15 protein-coding genes and 1 other annotated feature are annotated in these 16,308 nt (G+C 41.1%); of the genes, 1 reads left to right on the top strand and 14 read right to left on the bottom strand.

All coding sequences use genetic code 11. The features are described from left to right. Positions 1-1,134, top strand: a 1,134-nt coding sequence (locus tag JOD18_RS23355; protein WP_204671798.1) for a MucBP domain-containing protein, incomplete at its 5' end; no start/stop codon positions are given. Between the two features lie 55 nt (positions 1,135-1,189). On the opposite strand, the gene serS is transcribed toward JOD18_RS23355, so the two are convergent. The 14 genes from serS to JOD18_RS23280 all read right to left on the bottom strand — a co-directional run bounded on the left by serS (position 1,190) and on the right by JOD18_RS23280 (position 16,004). After that, on the bottom strand, positions 1,190-2,464 hold the full coding sequence (gene serS / locus JOD18_RS23350) for a serine--tRNA ligase (protein WP_204671797.1): 1,275 nt from the start codon (positions 2,462-2,464) through the stop codon (positions 1,190-1,192). A gap of 101 nt (positions 2,465-2,565) precedes the next feature. Further along, positions 2,566-2,779, bottom strand: a binding site (T-box leader). A gap of 19 nt (positions 2,780-2,798) precedes the next feature. Next, the gene (pdxT, locus tag JOD18_RS23345) at positions 2,799-3,368 is read right to left on the bottom strand and encodes a pyridoxal 5'-phosphate synthase glutaminase subunit PdxT (RefSeq protein ID WP_204671796.1); all 570 of its coding nucleotides are present in this window, start codon (positions 3,366-3,368) and stop codon (positions 2,799-2,801) included. A gap of 22 nt (positions 3,369-3,390) precedes the next feature. Next, positions 3,391-4,275 carry a pyridoxal 5'-phosphate synthase lyase subunit PdxS gene (gene pdxS, locus JOD18_RS23340; protein ID WP_204671795.1) on the bottom strand — a complete coding sequence of 295 codons (885 nt, stop codon included), beginning with the start codon at positions 4,273-4,275 and terminating at the stop codon, positions 3,391-3,393. A gap of 92 nt (positions 4,276-4,367) precedes the next feature. Beyond that, complete coding sequence (locus JOD18_RS23335; protein ID WP_338029607.1) at positions 4,368-5,708, bottom strand: serine hydrolase; 1,341 nt, start codon at positions 5,706-5,708, stop codon at positions 4,368-4,370. 404 nt (positions 5,709-6,112) lie between these two features. Then, positions 6,113-7,585, bottom strand: a complete 1,473-nt coding sequence (gene guaB, locus JOD18_RS23330; RefSeq protein ID WP_204671794.1) for an IMP dehydrogenase — start codon at positions 7,583-7,585, stop codon at positions 6,113-6,115. A gap of 433 nt (positions 7,586-8,018) precedes the next feature. Further along, positions 8,019-8,669 (bottom strand): DUF624 domain-containing protein, encoded by a 651-nt coding sequence (locus tag JOD18_RS23325; RefSeq protein WP_204671793.1) that lies wholly within the window; start codon positions 8,667-8,669, stop codon positions 8,019-8,021. A gap of 38 nt (positions 8,670-8,707) precedes the next feature. Then, positions 8,708-9,550 (bottom strand): VOC family protein, encoded by an 843-nt coding sequence (locus tag JOD18_RS24905; RefSeq protein ID WP_338029606.1) that lies wholly within the window; start codon positions 9,548-9,550, stop codon positions 8,708-8,710. A gap of 241 nt (positions 9,551-9,791) precedes the next feature. After that, complete coding sequence (locus tag JOD18_RS23310; RefSeq protein ID WP_204671792.1) at positions 9,792-10,448, bottom strand: ThuA domain-containing protein; 657 nt, start codon at positions 10,446-10,448, stop codon at positions 9,792-9,794. Positions 10,449-10,472: 24 nt separating this feature from the next. Next, complete coding sequence (locus JOD18_RS23305) at positions 10,473-11,156, bottom strand: SDR family oxidoreductase (RefSeq protein WP_204671790.1); 684 nt, start codon at positions 11,154-11,156, stop codon at positions 10,473-10,475. Positions 11,157-11,167: 11 nt separating this feature from the next. Further along, positions 11,168-11,623, bottom strand: a complete 456-nt coding sequence (locus JOD18_RS23300; RefSeq protein ID WP_204671788.1) for a VOC family protein — start codon at positions 11,621-11,623, stop codon at positions 11,168-11,170. 24 nt (positions 11,624-11,647) lie between these two features. After that, positions 11,648-12,517, bottom strand: a complete 870-nt coding sequence (locus JOD18_RS23295; RefSeq protein WP_204671787.1) for a carbohydrate ABC transporter permease — start codon at positions 12,515-12,517, stop codon at positions 11,648-11,650. Between the two features lie 21 nt (positions 12,518-12,538). Then, a complete protein-coding gene (locus JOD18_RS23290) occupies positions 12,539-13,426 on the bottom strand; it encodes a carbohydrate ABC transporter permease (RefSeq protein WP_239588327.1) in 888 nt (295 codons plus the stop codon). Between the two features lie 116 nt (positions 13,427-13,542). Continuing rightward, positions 13,543-14,883: an ABC transporter substrate-binding protein gene (locus JOD18_RS23285; protein WP_338029604.1), complete on the bottom strand. Its 1,341-nt coding sequence runs from the start codon at positions 14,881-14,883 to the stop codon at positions 13,543-13,545. A gap of 89 nt (positions 14,884-14,972) precedes the next feature. Beyond that, on the bottom strand, positions 14,973-16,004 hold the full coding sequence (locus tag JOD18_RS23280) for a LacI family DNA-binding transcriptional regulator (RefSeq protein ID WP_204671786.1): 1,032 nt from the start codon (positions 16,002-16,004) through the stop codon (positions 14,973-14,975). Positions 16,005-16,308: the final 304 nt, after the last annotated feature.

Raw genomic sequence — 16,308 nt, 5'->3', positions numbered from 1 at the left:
GGTAATCTGGGAGAAACCTATAAAACTGAGCCAAAAATAATAACAGGTTATCAGCTGATAGAAACACCAGAGAATGCAACGGGTACGTTTACCGAAGAAGCACAAACTGTCACCTATGTCTATGCACTAATAGTAGAGGAACCAACACAAGGCGCACCAATAGAAATAAACTATGTAGATGAAACAGGCAAGGCAGTAGCTGAACCTGAAAAACTAACTGGTAATCTGGGAGAAACCTATAAAACTGAGCCAAAAATAATAACAGGTTATCAGCTGATAGAAACACCAGAGAATGCAACGGGTACGTTTACCGAGGAAGCACAAACTGTCACCTATGTCTATGCACTAATAGTAGAGGAACCAAAAGAATCTGAAGTCCCAGAAACCATAGAAATTATACTAGATGGGTCGCCAGTAGAAGTATATCCGGGAATAACGGTTATCGTGAAAGACACACAAACCACGATTCAATTGCCGGATGATTTACCAGCAGGAACATTATTGCAAGTTCTCACCACGCAATTAGAAACACAGGAAGGCTTGACGCAAGCAGGAGAAGTCTATGATTTTGTGTTTACCTATCCAAAAGGAGAAAAAGATTACACTGGTGAATTTATTCTGACTATGGGGGTAACAGAAACCAGCGACCAAACTGCTCTTTATCACTATCAGAAAGACAGCCAAAAATGGGAGCGTATTGGTGGAACAAGAGAAAATGACGTTATAACAGCAACGGTTACCCATTTCTCTATCTATGGCGTTTTGTTGGAAGAAACTGTATCACCAATACCAGAGGAGGAGACACCAGAACCGAAAGAACCTAGCGAGCAACAACCGACTGAATCCAGTAAAGAAAAGCAGACGCCAAAACCAAAAGAAACTGAAGATAGTAATCCACCTGAAAAAGATAGTAAAAAAGAAAAAAGTCCAGCTTTATCTCCAACAACTGATACAACAGCAGTTACAGGAGCGGCAGAACAGACGATAAACCTCCAAGAGAATTCTGACAAAACAACGACAGCAGGCGACTTGCCTCACACTGCTACACAGCAATATAACTGGCTGTTAGCAGGTATTGCATTACTTTTGTTAGGCGGAGGCAGTGCTTTATGGTTCCGTCATAAAAAAGATTAAGATCAAAACGGCACTCACCAAACTCCATTGGTAAGTGCCGTGTTTTTACTTTACTTTATCTAATCTCCGTCTTATTCCCCATATACGGCACCAATACCTCTGGCACCTTTATAGAACCGTCTGCTTGCTGGTAGTTCTCCATAATCGCTGCTACAGTACGGCCAATCGCCAGTCCAGACCCATTTAAGGTATGGACAAATTCAGGTTTGCTTTTCTCATCACGTCGGAAACGAATGCCGGCACGTCTTGCCTGGAAATCTTCAAAATTAGAGCAAGAAGAAATTTCACGATAAGTTTCATTGCTAGGCATCCATACTTCCAAATCATACTTTTTCGCTGCTGTAAAGCCAAGATCAGCTGTACACATACTCAATACACGATAAGGTAATTCAAGTAGCTGCAATACCTTCTCTGCATGACCAGTCAACTCTTCTAATACCTGATAAGAATCTTCCGGTTTCACCATTTGCACTAATTCAACTTTATTAAATTGATGCTGACGGATTAATCCACGCGTATCACGTCCAGCCGAACCTGCCTCAGAACGGAAACAGCCGCTGAATGCTGTGAATTTCTTTGGCAATTCATCCCCCTTGAGAATTTCATCACGATGATAATTCGTGACCGGCACTTCTGCTGTTGGTGCCAAGAAATAGTCCCAATCTTCTATTTTGAACGCATCTTCTTCAAACTTCGGTAACTGTCCAGTCCCTGTCATACTAGTGCGATTCACCATATATGGCGGCAGCATTTCCTGATAGCCGTGTTCATCGGCATGTAAATCCATCATAAAGTTCATCAAAGCACGTTCCAGTCTCGCACCAAGTCCTTTATAGAAAACAAAACGGCTGCCAGTAACCTTTGCCGCTCTTTCAAAATCAAGAATATCTAAAGATACGGCTAGATCCCAATGGGCCTGCTCTTCAAAATCAAAGTTCGGCACCTCACCCCATTTCCGGATCTCGACATTATCATCCTCTGTTTCGCCCACAGGCGTTGACTCATGAGGAATATTAGGGATAGAGAGCATTAATACGTCTAACTTCTCTTCTACCTCTCTCAGCTCGCTGTCAATCATTTTAATCCGGTCGCCGACTTCACGCATTTCCAGAATTTTTTCCTCTGCATCCTGCTTCTCCTTCTTCAATTGAGAAATCTGTTTAGACACCTCATTACGTGTCGCCTTTAATTGTTCTGATTCTACGATTAATGTACGACGGTTCTCATCCAGTTCACCAAAACGGTCTAAATCAGTTAAATCTTCTCCTCTGTGCTTTAATTGTTCTTTCACTTCAGCAAAATGATTGCGAAGCAGCTTCCTATCCAACATAGAAAAAACCTCCTTTAAAATTTTTCGATTTTATTAGAAAAACTTGGTTTTACTTATACTATAGTACAAAAAAGAACCCTCATCTCTGCTATTCACATAATAGCAGGGACGAGAGTTCTTCCCGCGATACCACCCTGATTGGAGAAATAGACTTCTCCCAGCTTAATTAAGCAGATAACGGCCTGCACCGGATACATGTACTATTTTCCATATACCACTCCAGGATGGATTCACTTAGGGACTGTACCGATTTCCACCTCACACCGGCTCTCTGAGACAGCTTCCTAAATTACTATTTCCTATCAACGTTTTTTATATGATGTATACTATTATATTACTTTTCCACCATTTTGACAAAGTATTCCGTTAAACGGTGGTCATCTGTTAATTCTGGATGGAAGGCACTGCACAAATAATGGCCCTGCTGTGCAGCCACAATCCTGCCATCATACTCTGCCAAAACCTCTACCTCTGATCCAACGGCTTCAATATCAGGTGCTCGAATAAAGACGGCCTCAAAGTTATCGGCTACCCCTTTAACCGCTAATTCCGCTTCAAAAGATTCACGCTGACGGCCAAAAGCATTGCGCTCTACCTTAATATCCATCAAGCCTAAGTGGGCAGTCTCTTGCCCGACAATCTCATTGGCCAAAAGGATAAGACCGGCACAAGTACCAAAAATCGGCTTACCTGCTTGTCCAAAATCAACTAATGCATCAAAAAAATCATATTTATCGATCAGCCTGCGCATCGTGGTACTTTCGCCGCCCGGCAAAATTAAGCCATCAATGTCCGCTAATTCTTCTTTTTGTTTAATCACAGCTGCTTCCGCTCCTGTTGCTTCAATTGAGCGCACATGTTCACGGATAGCTCCTTGTAATCCTAATACTCCGATTTTCACCATCTGTTTCTAGCTCCTAACTATCTTACCAGCCGCGATCTTGCATACGATCTGCAGGTGCAATATTGCTAATCTCGATACCCTTCATTGCTGTACCAAGATCTTTGGATACCTTCGCAATTAATTCATAATCTTCATAATGAGTAGTTGCTTCTACAATCGCTCTAGCAAACTTAGCCGGATTATCTGATTTGAAGATACCAGATCCAACGAATACACCATCTGCCCCTAATTGCATCATTAACGCTGCGTCTGCTGGTGTTGCTACACCGCCTGCCGCAAAGTTAACAACTGGTAAACGGCCATTCTCTTTGATACCTAATAATACTTCGTAAGGTGCGCCTAATTCTTTCGCATAGGTCATAATCTCATCTTCATTCATATTCACCAATTTACGCACTTGCGCATTTACTTCACGAATATGACGCACGGCTTCCACAATATTCCCTGTACCAGGCTCTCCCTTTGTACGAAGCATAGAAGTCCCTTCGCCAATACGGCGAGCTGCTTCACCCAAATTACGGCAGCCACAAACAAATGGTACCGTATATTCACGTTTGTTTAAGTGATATACTTCATCAGCTGGTGTTAATACTTCACTTTCATCAATATAGTCAACACCCATAGCTTCTAGTACACGTGCTTCTACGATATGACCAATACGTGCTTTGGCCATAACTGGAATCGATACAGCTCCCATTACTTCCTCTACAATAGTTGGGTCTGCCATACGAGCTACTCCACCTGCTGCACGAATATCAGATGGTACACGTTCCAATGCCATAACGGCTACTGCGCCAGCTTCTTCTGCAATTTTTGCCTGCTCAGCATTAACAACGTCCATAATAACGCCGCCTTTTTGCATTTCTGCCATACCACGTTTAACTCTATCTGTACCTACTTTAGACATCTCTCGTTCCTCCTATACTATTCGATCCGTCTTGTCCTACCCTATTATATACTACATTCTACTCAAATGCCAACTGCTGTCCTCGGGATTATTTAGCTGAATAATCCTTTGAAGAAATCTACTACTGTAGAGAATAATCCACTAAAGAAATTACCAATCGCACCCATAGACAACATAAACCAATTCGCTTTTTCTACGCCTGAGGTAGTAACTAGATCTACACGCTGACCGCCGCCATTCTCATCAATATAACCATAATCTGTCTCACCAGCATATACGAGAACAGCTTCTCCTACTTTTTCCCCAGATTCAATCGGAGCTTCTAAGCGACCATCTTCTGCTAACAATTCTTCATCTATATCATATTCTACTGAGTATAATTCTTCTTCTCCACTTGCAATCATAGAAGTAAATGGTTCTGCGGTTGCAATATTTACTTGTTTATCTTTCCCTTTTGCTATAGGAAGTGTCGCCTGATCTTCTATCTGATAGCCTGCCGGGAAAAGCTCACTAGACTCAAATTGAGAAAATCCGTACTCCATTAATTTCTTGGTTTCTTGGAATCGTTTCTCTTCTGAATCTGTCTTCATTACCACGGTAATTAAACGACGATCACCTTGCTGTGCCGTACCTGTAAAACAATAACCAGCAGCATCGGTATGACCTGTCTTAAGCCCGTCCACTCCTTCATAAGCAAACTGGGCAAAATTATCATTATTCCAAGAAGGAAGCATTCGGTTCCAGTTCTCTAATGTATGTCCATCTAATTCAGAAGTAGTCATACTGGATATCTCTAAGACTTCCGGGTGGTCATTGATCAGATGATAAGCTAATAAGGCGGAAGATCGTGCCGAAAGCAAGTTATCAGCATTCGGTTCTGTACCTTCTGGGTGATATTCACCTAGGTCAGAATTACTTAAACCAGAGGCATTCACAAATTTATACTCTGTTAATCCCATCTCTTCAGCCTTCTCGTTCATCATATTGACAAATTCACCTTCGGAACCTGCTACCAATTCTGCTAAGGCAACGGTTGTCCCATTATCAGAAATAATCGCCATTGCTTCATATAATTCACGAACAGTATAATCCTTAGCCTGTGTCAAACCAATTCCAGAAAATGTATTATCCGATGATAACCAATAGGCATAGTCACTGATCTGGGTCGTTGTATCCCAGCTGATATCACCATTTGATATCGCCTCTAACACCAGATACTCTGTCATCATTTTCGTCATACTAGCCGGAGGTAACTTCAAATCAGATTCTTTCTCATATAATATCTTCCCTGTATTTGCATCCACAACAATGGCCGATTCTGCTTCTACTTCTATACTTGCACCCTGCACAGCGGTTCCATTCATCGTAAACGCTGTAATCATCAAGACGGTAATTAACACTAACATACTTAGCTTTCTCATCGTTACTCTCACTCTTTTTACCTCCAACTAAATTTTTCACAAGTATCATTTTACCACAATTAAACCAATTAGAAAATAACGCTATGTGCCTAGACGCTGGATAAACAAGGGAAACATATTGTTTTGTTCAATAGATTGTCAAGATTAGCATGATTCAGTTAGATCATACCATCTATTACTTATTCCTTCCACGGGAATTAATGGTTATAAACTTAAGCGACTTTAACTGTTTGGCTCAGTAAGAAGTCTATTCCGAGAAATTGCTTTTCCAGTGTTTTCTCCAGGAACCTTTTTGCTGAGACGTATTGTATAAAACGATTCTTATCCCTGTTTTTTATAAAAAAAAGCTGCCTCAATAAGTGAAAATGACAGGCACTTTTGAGACAGCTGCTCTTTGATCCCCATAAAAGGCTCGCTTATGTTACAGAATAGTTTGGTGCTTCTTTTGTAATTTGAACATCATGCGGATGGCTTTCTTTCAGTCCTGCACCCGTCATACGGATAAATACGGCATCATTGCGCAGCTCGTCGATCGTCGCCGCTCCGCAATAGCCCATACCGGATCGCAAACCGCCAAGTAATTGATGCACGGTGTCAGCCAATGGGCCTTTATAAGCTACCCGGCCTTCAATTCCTTCTGGGACAAGTTTCTTCGCATCCTGTGAATCTTGGAAATAACGATCTTTAGATCCACCTTTCATCGATGTAACAGATCCCATACCACGATAGACTTTATATTGTCTGCCTTGGAAGATCTCTGTCTCTCCTGGGCTTTCTGCTACTCCAGCAAACAGGCTGCCTAACATAACAGCATGAGCACCCGCTGCTATTGCCTTGGCAATATCTCCAGAATATTTAATACCGCCATCAGCAATTATCGGAATACCGTGCTTCTCTGCTTCAGCAGCACAATCGTTGACCGCTGTAATCTGCGGCACTCCTACACCAGCTACAACACGAGTCGTACAAATCGATCCAGGTCCAATTCCAACCTTGATAATATTGGCTCCGGCCTCAATTAAGGCCTTTGTTGCCTCTGCTGTTGCCACATTTCCTGCTATAATATCCACGTTTGGATATTTCTTGCGCACTCGGCTTACTTGCTCTAATACACCTTGAGAGTGGCCATGTGCCGTATCAATAACCAGTACATCTACGCCAGCTTCGACCAGCTTATCAATACGAGTCATTGAATCCGCCGTCACCCCTACTGCTGCTCCCACTAACAAACGTCCTTGTTTATCTTTAGCAGAATGAGGGAATTCGATTACCTTTTCAATATCTTTAATCGTGATTAATCCTTTTAAGACACCATTATCATCAACAAGCGGTAATTTCTCAATCTTGTGTTTTTGTAATATTTTCTCTGCCTCATTCAAATTCGTGCCGACTGATGCTGTTACTAAATTTTCACTTGTCATCACGTCGGAAATCTTAATCGAATAATCTTCAATAAAACGAAGATCACGGTTTGTCAGGATTCCTACCAGTTTCTGTTCCTTCTCATTGTTAACGATCGGCACACCAGAAATACGGTATTTACTCATTAAATGCTCCGCATCATAGACTTGATGATCTGGTGTTAAGGAAAATGGATTCGTGATAACACCACTTTCAGAACGCTTTACCCGATCCACCTGCTCTGCTTGCTCTTCAATTGACATGTTCTTGTGGATAATGCCGATACCACCTTGTCTTGCAATCGAGATAGCTAGCTTTGCTTCTGTTACAGTGTCCATCCCTGCACTTAAAAAAGGAATATTTAGTGTGATATTATCAGATAACTTCGTTTGCACAGAAACATCTTTCGGCAATACATTTGACTCTGCAGGTACTAGTAATACGTCATCAAAGGTCAAACCTTCTTTGCTAAATTTATCTGTTCTCATCCATCTGCCTCCTTCAATTTTTTATACTATAGAAAAATGATGCGTCAAAATAAAGCTTTCGCCATAAAGACTCGACAACAAACCAAGCTTTGCTGATGATGCATGTAATTAATGAGTGAATGACTAGGAAAAATGGTGCTCAACTCCATGTTTAGCACCTATTCCAAAGGCCTTTCAGCCTAATCTATTGTTAATTACAATACGACAACTCGTCCTGTTTTTCAACCTTTTTTTCTTGGCAGAAAAGCCTGCCCTGCCTAATGATAAGGTGAAATCAATCATGTAAGGGGTTGCAGTTGCCTGATTTTTTATTTTTTGCAAATAATTAAGCTACTTAAAAGCTACACTTGACGAGATATATATCGATAAAAAAACAGGAACCAATCCCTCATGGATCAATCCCCGATTTATGCTTTTTATAATTTTCCCCTGTCTAAGCAGGTGATACAGATTCTTTCCTCTCCATCTTGCGAAAAATTCGTTGCGAGAAGAACGTTAGACTGAAAGTAAATAAACTAATACTATAGAAAGGTATCAATACAGGAAAGATGGATAACAGAACGACGATACCCATCAATACTATCAACAACATCATACTGGTTAATGGTGAGACAATAGCAGTGACAAAGGCATATTTAATGGCTGTCAGCAAGCTTACCTTATATTGTGACATAACAGGCAGTATATACATAGTGACCAGCAAAAAAGGAATCACCGTGCTGACAAACACAAACAAGACCAGATAATACAATCCACCATCCAAACTAGCGAGGATTGCCGTATACGTATAGAACAGCAAACCAACAGCCGTCAGCACACAGAAGATACTATTGGACGGAATGAAATTCTGAAAAAAGGTACGCACAAAATTCCTGAATAAACTGGTATCCTCCCTGCCTTGCATAAGTTGTTTACAGCATACGATTAATGCCAATGTTGCTGGAGCTATGCCCAAAAACACTACGCCAATTAAACTAAACAAGATCCAAAGCAGATTTAAATAAGCAAGCTGTACAATCCACATCACTAATTTACTCATAAAACCGATAAATCCGTGTTCAGGTAGTTGATAGATATCTCTCACGACGATTCATGCCCTTCTTCCAATTTGGTATAGAGCTGCTAGCAATTGGCTTGTGGGGAACGGCTGTCAATCTGCATAAATTCAATCTTGTTGCCGTCCGGATCGGCTGACCAGCATTGCAAATTGAAATCTTTTCCTTGTGTTGGTGCAACCTCCAATATTCCATGCTGCTCTAATAATTGCGCCACTTGATAGATATCAGCTACTTCCAAGCAATAATGGGCAAAACCAGCAGCACGTTGATTATGATAGCTTCTTTCTCCACCATAAAACAGTTCGATAAACTGACCATCTTGCACATGTAAATACTTTAACCAAGGGTTACCCTGCTCATCCGGCAATTCAAATACCTCTTTAAAGCCCAAGATATCGCAATAGTAATGCAGTGCCTTTTCCATATCTTTTGTTACAAAGGCCATATGGGCGATACCTTTCAGCAAATTAGCTTCCTTCGCCTGATTCGATGAGACACGGGATTTTGTATGGACTGAATCAGGATGATATTGAACAAATTCCACAGCATTCCCATCTGGATCATGTACCCAACAGCTGTAATTCATGTCTAATCCCTGTGATACCTTAGCTTCTGTTATTCCATGTTCTCTGAGGCGCGCAGCGGCAGCCTCCACATCATCCACTTCCAAGCAAAAGTGATGGTAACCAATTAAATCACTGGCATAATGGGTATTGGGATCCTTTTCGCCATTATAAAAAAGTTCTACAAATTGATTGTCACAAATTTTTAAATAGACAATCCACGGCTTGTCATCATCATCGTGAATCTCAAAGGCCTTTACTAAACCTGCCGCTTCACAATAAAACCGTAAAGACGCTTCCATATTGGATACCGTTAATGCTTGATGTGCAATTGCTTTGATCATTAGCCATTCTCTCCCTTGTCTATAGAGGTTGTTCAAAAAGTCCAATAAAAATGACACGGTGAATTTCCGCGTTGGCAGAGTAGAGGAGCTTCTACTAAGGACACCCACATCGTGTGGGTAACGCAGAAAGTCAACACTTCCTGTGCAAGTCCGTTACTCACGTATGAAAAGCATACGCTCCGTTACTCAAAACTGCGCCTTGAACTTCTTGGTCCTTTTTACCGGATTTTTGAACACGTATTTATAATTGTAATCCATAGCGGATCACATTAGAAAAAAGTTGAATAAAATCTGGGTTCTGTAATCCTTCCTCAAGATGTGCCGGAGTTAAACACATTACCTTTCCCTTGCCAAACTGATGATACCAGCCTGCCTCTGATTCTCCATCTACAGAACGAGACTGTAAAAATACATTAGTATTCTCCCTGTCACAGGTAACAAAATAATGTTCATCCAAAAAGGCAAACGACGGAATTCCTTGCACAATCGATGATTCACCTGCACTTTCATAGGTAACCACTTGATGTTTGACGGGATGGTGCAGAAAATGGCCACGCAGCATAGTCGTATAATTTGGAATACTTTCATAAGAAGCGATACCAGCATGCCAACCAATCCAAACACCGCCATCTTCCACATAGGTGTTAATCTTTTTGGCATCAGTATTGGTCATCCACCGCTCTACTTGATCTGCCTCTGGGTTTATCCGGTTTTCCACTCCCAAAATAACTGCATCCGGATGAGTAGGCAAATGGTCGATTAATTGGTCTGCTGTTATATATTCAATTTCTATATTTGCCGCTTTACCCAGCTGCTTCCTCGCTTGTTCCAATGACTGTACCGCTGTTTCCCGACTATGATAATAATCTCCCAATACTGCTGTTATTCTTCTTTTCATGCAATTCCCCCTTTAACAGCCTGATTAGATAACCATGGATCTCCCTTGATAATCAACAAATCGAAACCGATTGTTAACCTTGTTTTTCCCTTCCGCTATGTCGATAATGGCTCTGGCCGTATCATATGGATCAGTCGGAGCATTCTTCCCACCCATATCAGTACGCATCCAGCCTGGATGGATAGCTAAGACATCAATAGGCTCCTCCCTAAGATAAAGGTGTAGTTTTTCGGACAGCATATTTAAGGCAATCTTAGACAAACCATAGGCATAATCGCCAGTATAGGCATTGGTTATACTCCCTGCCTCAGATGAAATATTTATAATCGATCGCTGTGTCCCTTGACGAAGCAGGTCTAAGGCGTGCTGAATCACCCGGATTGGACCTAATGTATTAATATCATACGCAAGCATACATTGGGCAACATCTAATTCTTCAATCGTCTTATCCCGCTCATTCAATATTCCTGCATTATTAATCAGACAATCCAGGGAAGAGATACTCGCTTTTACCTCTTCCAAGGCTTTCCGGACAGATTGGTCATCTGTCACATCCAGTTGGATAATTTTCAGCTGAGATCCGTATGACTGCAGGATATCTGCCTCTGGATCACGCACACCTGCAAATACTTGATGCCCGCGCTCTAATGCTGTCTCTGTCAAACATTTTCCTAACCCTCTATTTGCCCCTGTAATCAAAAATTTCATTTGCAGCCTCCTCATGCATCATTCTCTAATAGTTCCAGCAAAACCTTTAATTGATCTTCCGTATCCACATAGGCATATCTGCCGCCTGTATACTCTCCTTTTTGAATCAGTTTAAATCCATTGCTGTCCAGTGTTTGGAGTGTTTCTTTCATCCCGTTTACTTCAAAGGCAATATGATGGACACCTTCCCCGTGCTCATCCAGAAACTCTCGCCATGTACTGGGATGTTCATCCGGCTCAATCAGTTCCAGCTGAACAGATCCCATATCAAAAAAGGCCAGCCTTGCTCTTGCTTGGGAAGGTTCCCCCCTATATGTTGTTTGTGCGACATCGATCGTATCTGTCCAATTTGCTTCCGGCTTTGCCACCCCGAAAAAGTCAGCATACGCCTGAGATGTTGTTTCGATATCTTTTACAATAATAGCGATTTGTGTAATCACTTTACTTCCAATTAGTTGATTAACCAATATAAGACCCTCCTGTATATGTTATTATTCCCATCGTTTGGATAAAAGAAAGAAGACCAATGTGATGGTTAAGGCGATAATTAATAAGATCCAGGCCATTGCCGAGGCATAGCCCATATTAAAATATTGAAATGCATTGCGATACAAATACAAAGAATAGAATAATGTAGCGTTTTCAGGACCGCCGTCTGTAATAATAAAGGCTTCAGCAAATGACTGAAATACGCCGATCATTCCTGTAATGGTATTAAATAAAATAGCCGGTCTCAACATTGGCAGAGTAATATGGATGATTTTCTGAAAAACATTTGCCCCATCAATGGAAGAAGCCTCATAGAGTGATTTTGGAATATCACCTAGAGCAGCCAGATAAATCAAAATCATATTTCCGGACATCCAAATTGTCATTAAGATAAAACCCGGCTTTGCCCATCTTGGACTTGCAAACCAGCCAGGTCCATCTATCCCAAACCAAGCCAGTATAGAGTTGACGACCCCCGAGTCTGGCTGCAGAATCCAAATCCACAAGATAGCTAACACGACAAACGGTACCAAAGTAGGGATGAAGAATACCACTCGGAAAAAGGACATCCCTTTTATCCCGTCTGTATTTAAAAGGATAGCTATTGCAATCGTGACGATAGTGGTTAAGGTTAACCCGACAAAAATCATATATAGCGTATTCCCTAATACCGTGTAAAATATGTTATCAACAAACAACAATTCATAATAATTTTGCCAGCCGACAAAGATTGGCTCTGAAATAAGATTGTACTGTGTAAATGAGTAATACAAGGAACTAAACAATGGATAGGCAGTAAAACATAAAAAACCTATAATCCAAGGAGAAATAAATAACAACCCATTTCTCAAGTTACGCCGTTCCGTATTCAATGCTAACACCTCCCAATCGCTTTACCCCTTGGAACCAGTAAACGTAATCCCTTCGATAAAGTAACGCTGTAAGAAGAAAAAGATAATAATTATCGGCAAGGTCATCGCTACACCAATGGCCATTAATAAGGCCCAGCGCGGATCATTTTCTGACATAATCTGCTGTACGCCTAGAGATAAGGTATACAGCCGGTTATCACTGAGAAAGATTAACGGTCCAAGAAAGTCCCGCCACGCTTCAATAAACTGAAAGATGATCACTGTTGCTAATATCGGCTTAGACAGCGGAAGTATCACCTTTAAAAAAATGATAAATTCATTGGCACCGTCTATTCTTGCTGATTCAGCCAGTTCTTTTGGAATACCGATAAAGAATTGGCGCAGCAAAAAGATAAAGAAAGGGTTTCCAAAAAAGTGCGGCACAATCAGTGGCAAGAAAGTTCCTGTCCAGCCAATGTCCTTAAATAGTAAAAACAATGGCACCATAATTACTTGGAAAGGGAGCATCAGTGTTGCCAAGACAATAACAAAGACTGCATCCCGGTATTTCCAGTCAATCCGCGAAAATCCATAGGCAATCATGGCATTCGATAAGACAGCTCCTATACACGTACATACCACAATCAACATCGTGTTTTTAAAATAAAGCCAGAAAGGAAAGGAAGTAAATGCCTCATAATAATTGGACCATTGAAAAACCTCCGGGATCCAAACTGGCGGATCGGCAAATAATTCAGAACTGCTTTTTACAGAACCTGACAGCAGCCATATAAAGGGAATTATAAAGGCTAATGCAAACAAAATAAGCAACAGATAAACCAGTAAACGCTGGATCAGCTTATTTATCTTGCTTGCATGCACCCTGGATATAGCTGGACTATCATTCATGGAGAGTGATTCCTTCATCATTCCGCCTCCTCCCTGATGAAAAGTGATCTGGGTTTTGAATGATCCAAAACCCAGTTGTCATGCCTGTTACTGTATATTCAAAGGTTAAGCCCGCCTTGTTATTTGAACATCCTCTATTACTGCTGTTTTTCTACTTCTGCCTGCATTTTCTCTTCTAATTCTTGTAATAGTTGTGCTACATCGTTGTCATTATAAATAACACTATCTCTTAATGCGGTTAATTCATCTGCCATCTGACCGGCAATTGCCGTCAGTGCAGGATGACCAGTATTTTCGGAAGCAGCTACTTCCAATACGGTGTCATATACTTGATCACCATCCCATTCAATCGCATCTGAAGTTTCCTTCCAGATCGAAATGGCTCTCCACGTATTAATGTTATCTGCTAGAATTTCTTGTTTACTGCCATATAAGGCAAAATCGATAGCTGCTTGTGGATTTTCAGCGCCTTTAGGCACCATCCAGACATTAGTACCTAATGTTGTTGCCTTTTGGCGTCCGTCTTCTGGTGCTGGAATCGGTGCAACACGATAATCAATATCTGGTGCATACTCCTTGATTGCATTAGCAAACCAGTTGCCATTTACCGTCATTGCTACTTTACCGGTAAAGAATGGATGATCAGGCGAAAAGGCTCCGCCAAATCCTGATGTGAATGATTTTATTTTCTCGGGATCATATTTTTCTGCATAGGTATCCAGCCAATTATACGCCTCCACCAATGCCTGATCGTTTAACTGCACTTGATTGGATTCCGTATCATAAAAATCCGCTCCAAATATCCAGCCCCATAAATACGATTCATCACCTGCATCCAGCCATGGAATAAAACCTAAGCGCTCAATATTATTGCCGTCCACTTTTGACAGGGCTTCCGCAGCCTCATCTAGTTCCTCTATCGTAGCCGGCGGATGATCTGGATCTAAGCCAGCCGCCTCAAACATTTCCACGTTGTAATATAACATGTTTACATTAGAATCTTGTGGTAAAATATAGGTGGATCCATCAGATTGTTTCATTAATGGGACAAAGCCTTCCAATACTTCGTCCTCAGAAAAACCAGCATCTGCTAAATATTCGTCGATTGGCTCTAGTGCCCCTTGAGCCGCTAATGCATATGCTAGTGCGTAATCATTACTGACAACTAAATCTGGTGGATTCCCTCCACTTATCGCTGACAGCAGCTTGCCATTACTTAAGCCTCCATCTGGCGGCGCGTATACCGCCTCAATCTCTGCCCCCGTTTCTTCTTGATACTTATCAATTCTCCATAAATCCCAAGTTTCCGAATCCCCGCCCCAAGGGTACCAATACGTAAAGGAATCCTCCGCATTAGAACCAACCTCACTTGTTGTACTATCTGTAGTATCATCGGATCCGCTTGAACAACCAGCTAACATTAGGAAAACAAGTAATAAACAGCTAATCCCTTTCCTACTTAAAGGTCTGTTCTTCACGACTTTCCACCCCTCTTTTTATAGTTCAAGACATCCAGACAAACAAAAAATATCCTATCAGCTCTTCTTTTGGCACCACCTCCTTAAGTTTAAATTCTTTTACAAGATTCTCGAATGATTAATTCCATATCAATATCGGCGATCGGATCGATTGGGCTGCCTTTAATCGCATTAATTACCTGTGATGTCAAATTTTCCATCGCATACTTAAAATCCACGCGTAAGGTTGTCAGAGGCGGCTTACAATATTGACTCAACAGATGATCATCGATCCCAATCACAGAAATATCCTCTGGCACTTTGTATGAAAATTTTTCTAATCCGTTAATAATACCAAAAGCAATGCTGTCGTTTGCCGCTAACCAAGCAGTTGGCAGCGATTCTCCCTTTTCAATCAGTTTAGTAATGGCCAGTTCACCGCAATTCTTGCTGAAATCACCCTCCAGCACCCAGCGATGGTTTACTTCTAATTGATGCTGGTTCATTGCTTCCATAAAGCCTACATACCTTTCCATCCCTGCATGTCTAGTCATATCGCCATTCACAATACCAATTTGCTTGTGCCCCAAGCTGACTAAGTAATCAATGGCAATTTTGGTTCCTTTAAAATTATCATAACTGCAGGTGATATGATTGAAATCCTGGCTTTTTGCTGCTTCTTGATCTAGTACACCGATAATAAATCCTTCGGAGGCAAGCTCTTCAATGACAGGTTCATCGTTTTTCATACCGATAAAGATCCCGCCGTCCACTCTTCCTTGGTAAAAAACCTCTTTAATTTTTTGCCTTGTTTCCAGATTATCGATATCTCTAATAATGCTGGTTAATACATAAAATCCATGATCAGAAGCACGTTCAATCACATGAGTTACTAAAAAATTAGAGATGCTGTCACTCGATACATTACCCGTTTCAGCCATAAACAGCACGATTGTTCCTGTTTTCTTGCCCACTAAGGCTTGGGCATATACCTTTGGATAATAATTATGCTGTTCAATCACTTTCAGTACCTTTTCCTTGGTTGCCTTGGGAACGTTTTGATAGTTATTAATCACACGGCTGACTGTGCTTCGTGACACACCAGCCAATTTTGCAATTTCTGCACTGTTCATTTTCTTCATCGTTAAATCATCCATTTCTCTGCTGTTATAAACACGTGTTTATGATAAGCGGCCAAAAAGAATATGACTGTGAACACGTGTTTATGATAAGATAAAACATATCGTAAACACGTGTTCACAAACAAATAATAAATCATTAAGCGCTTACATGAATTATATGTGCTACTCGGCAAGCTGTCAATCACTTTTTTGATGGATTTTTTATTATCCTTTCTAAACATGATTTGATCGTGACCAGAACATACTTCTAGATTTGAGCAAAAAACTGTTACACCAAGCCACCACCTGATGTAACAGTTTCACA

The sequence above is a fragment of the Gracilibacillus alcaliphilus genome, assembly GCF_016909015.1.
Lineage (GTDB): Bacteria > Bacillota > Bacilli > Bacillales > Amphibacillaceae > Gracilibacillus > Gracilibacillus alcaliphilus.
This window is presented reverse-complemented; position numbering and strand designations above follow the sequence as displayed.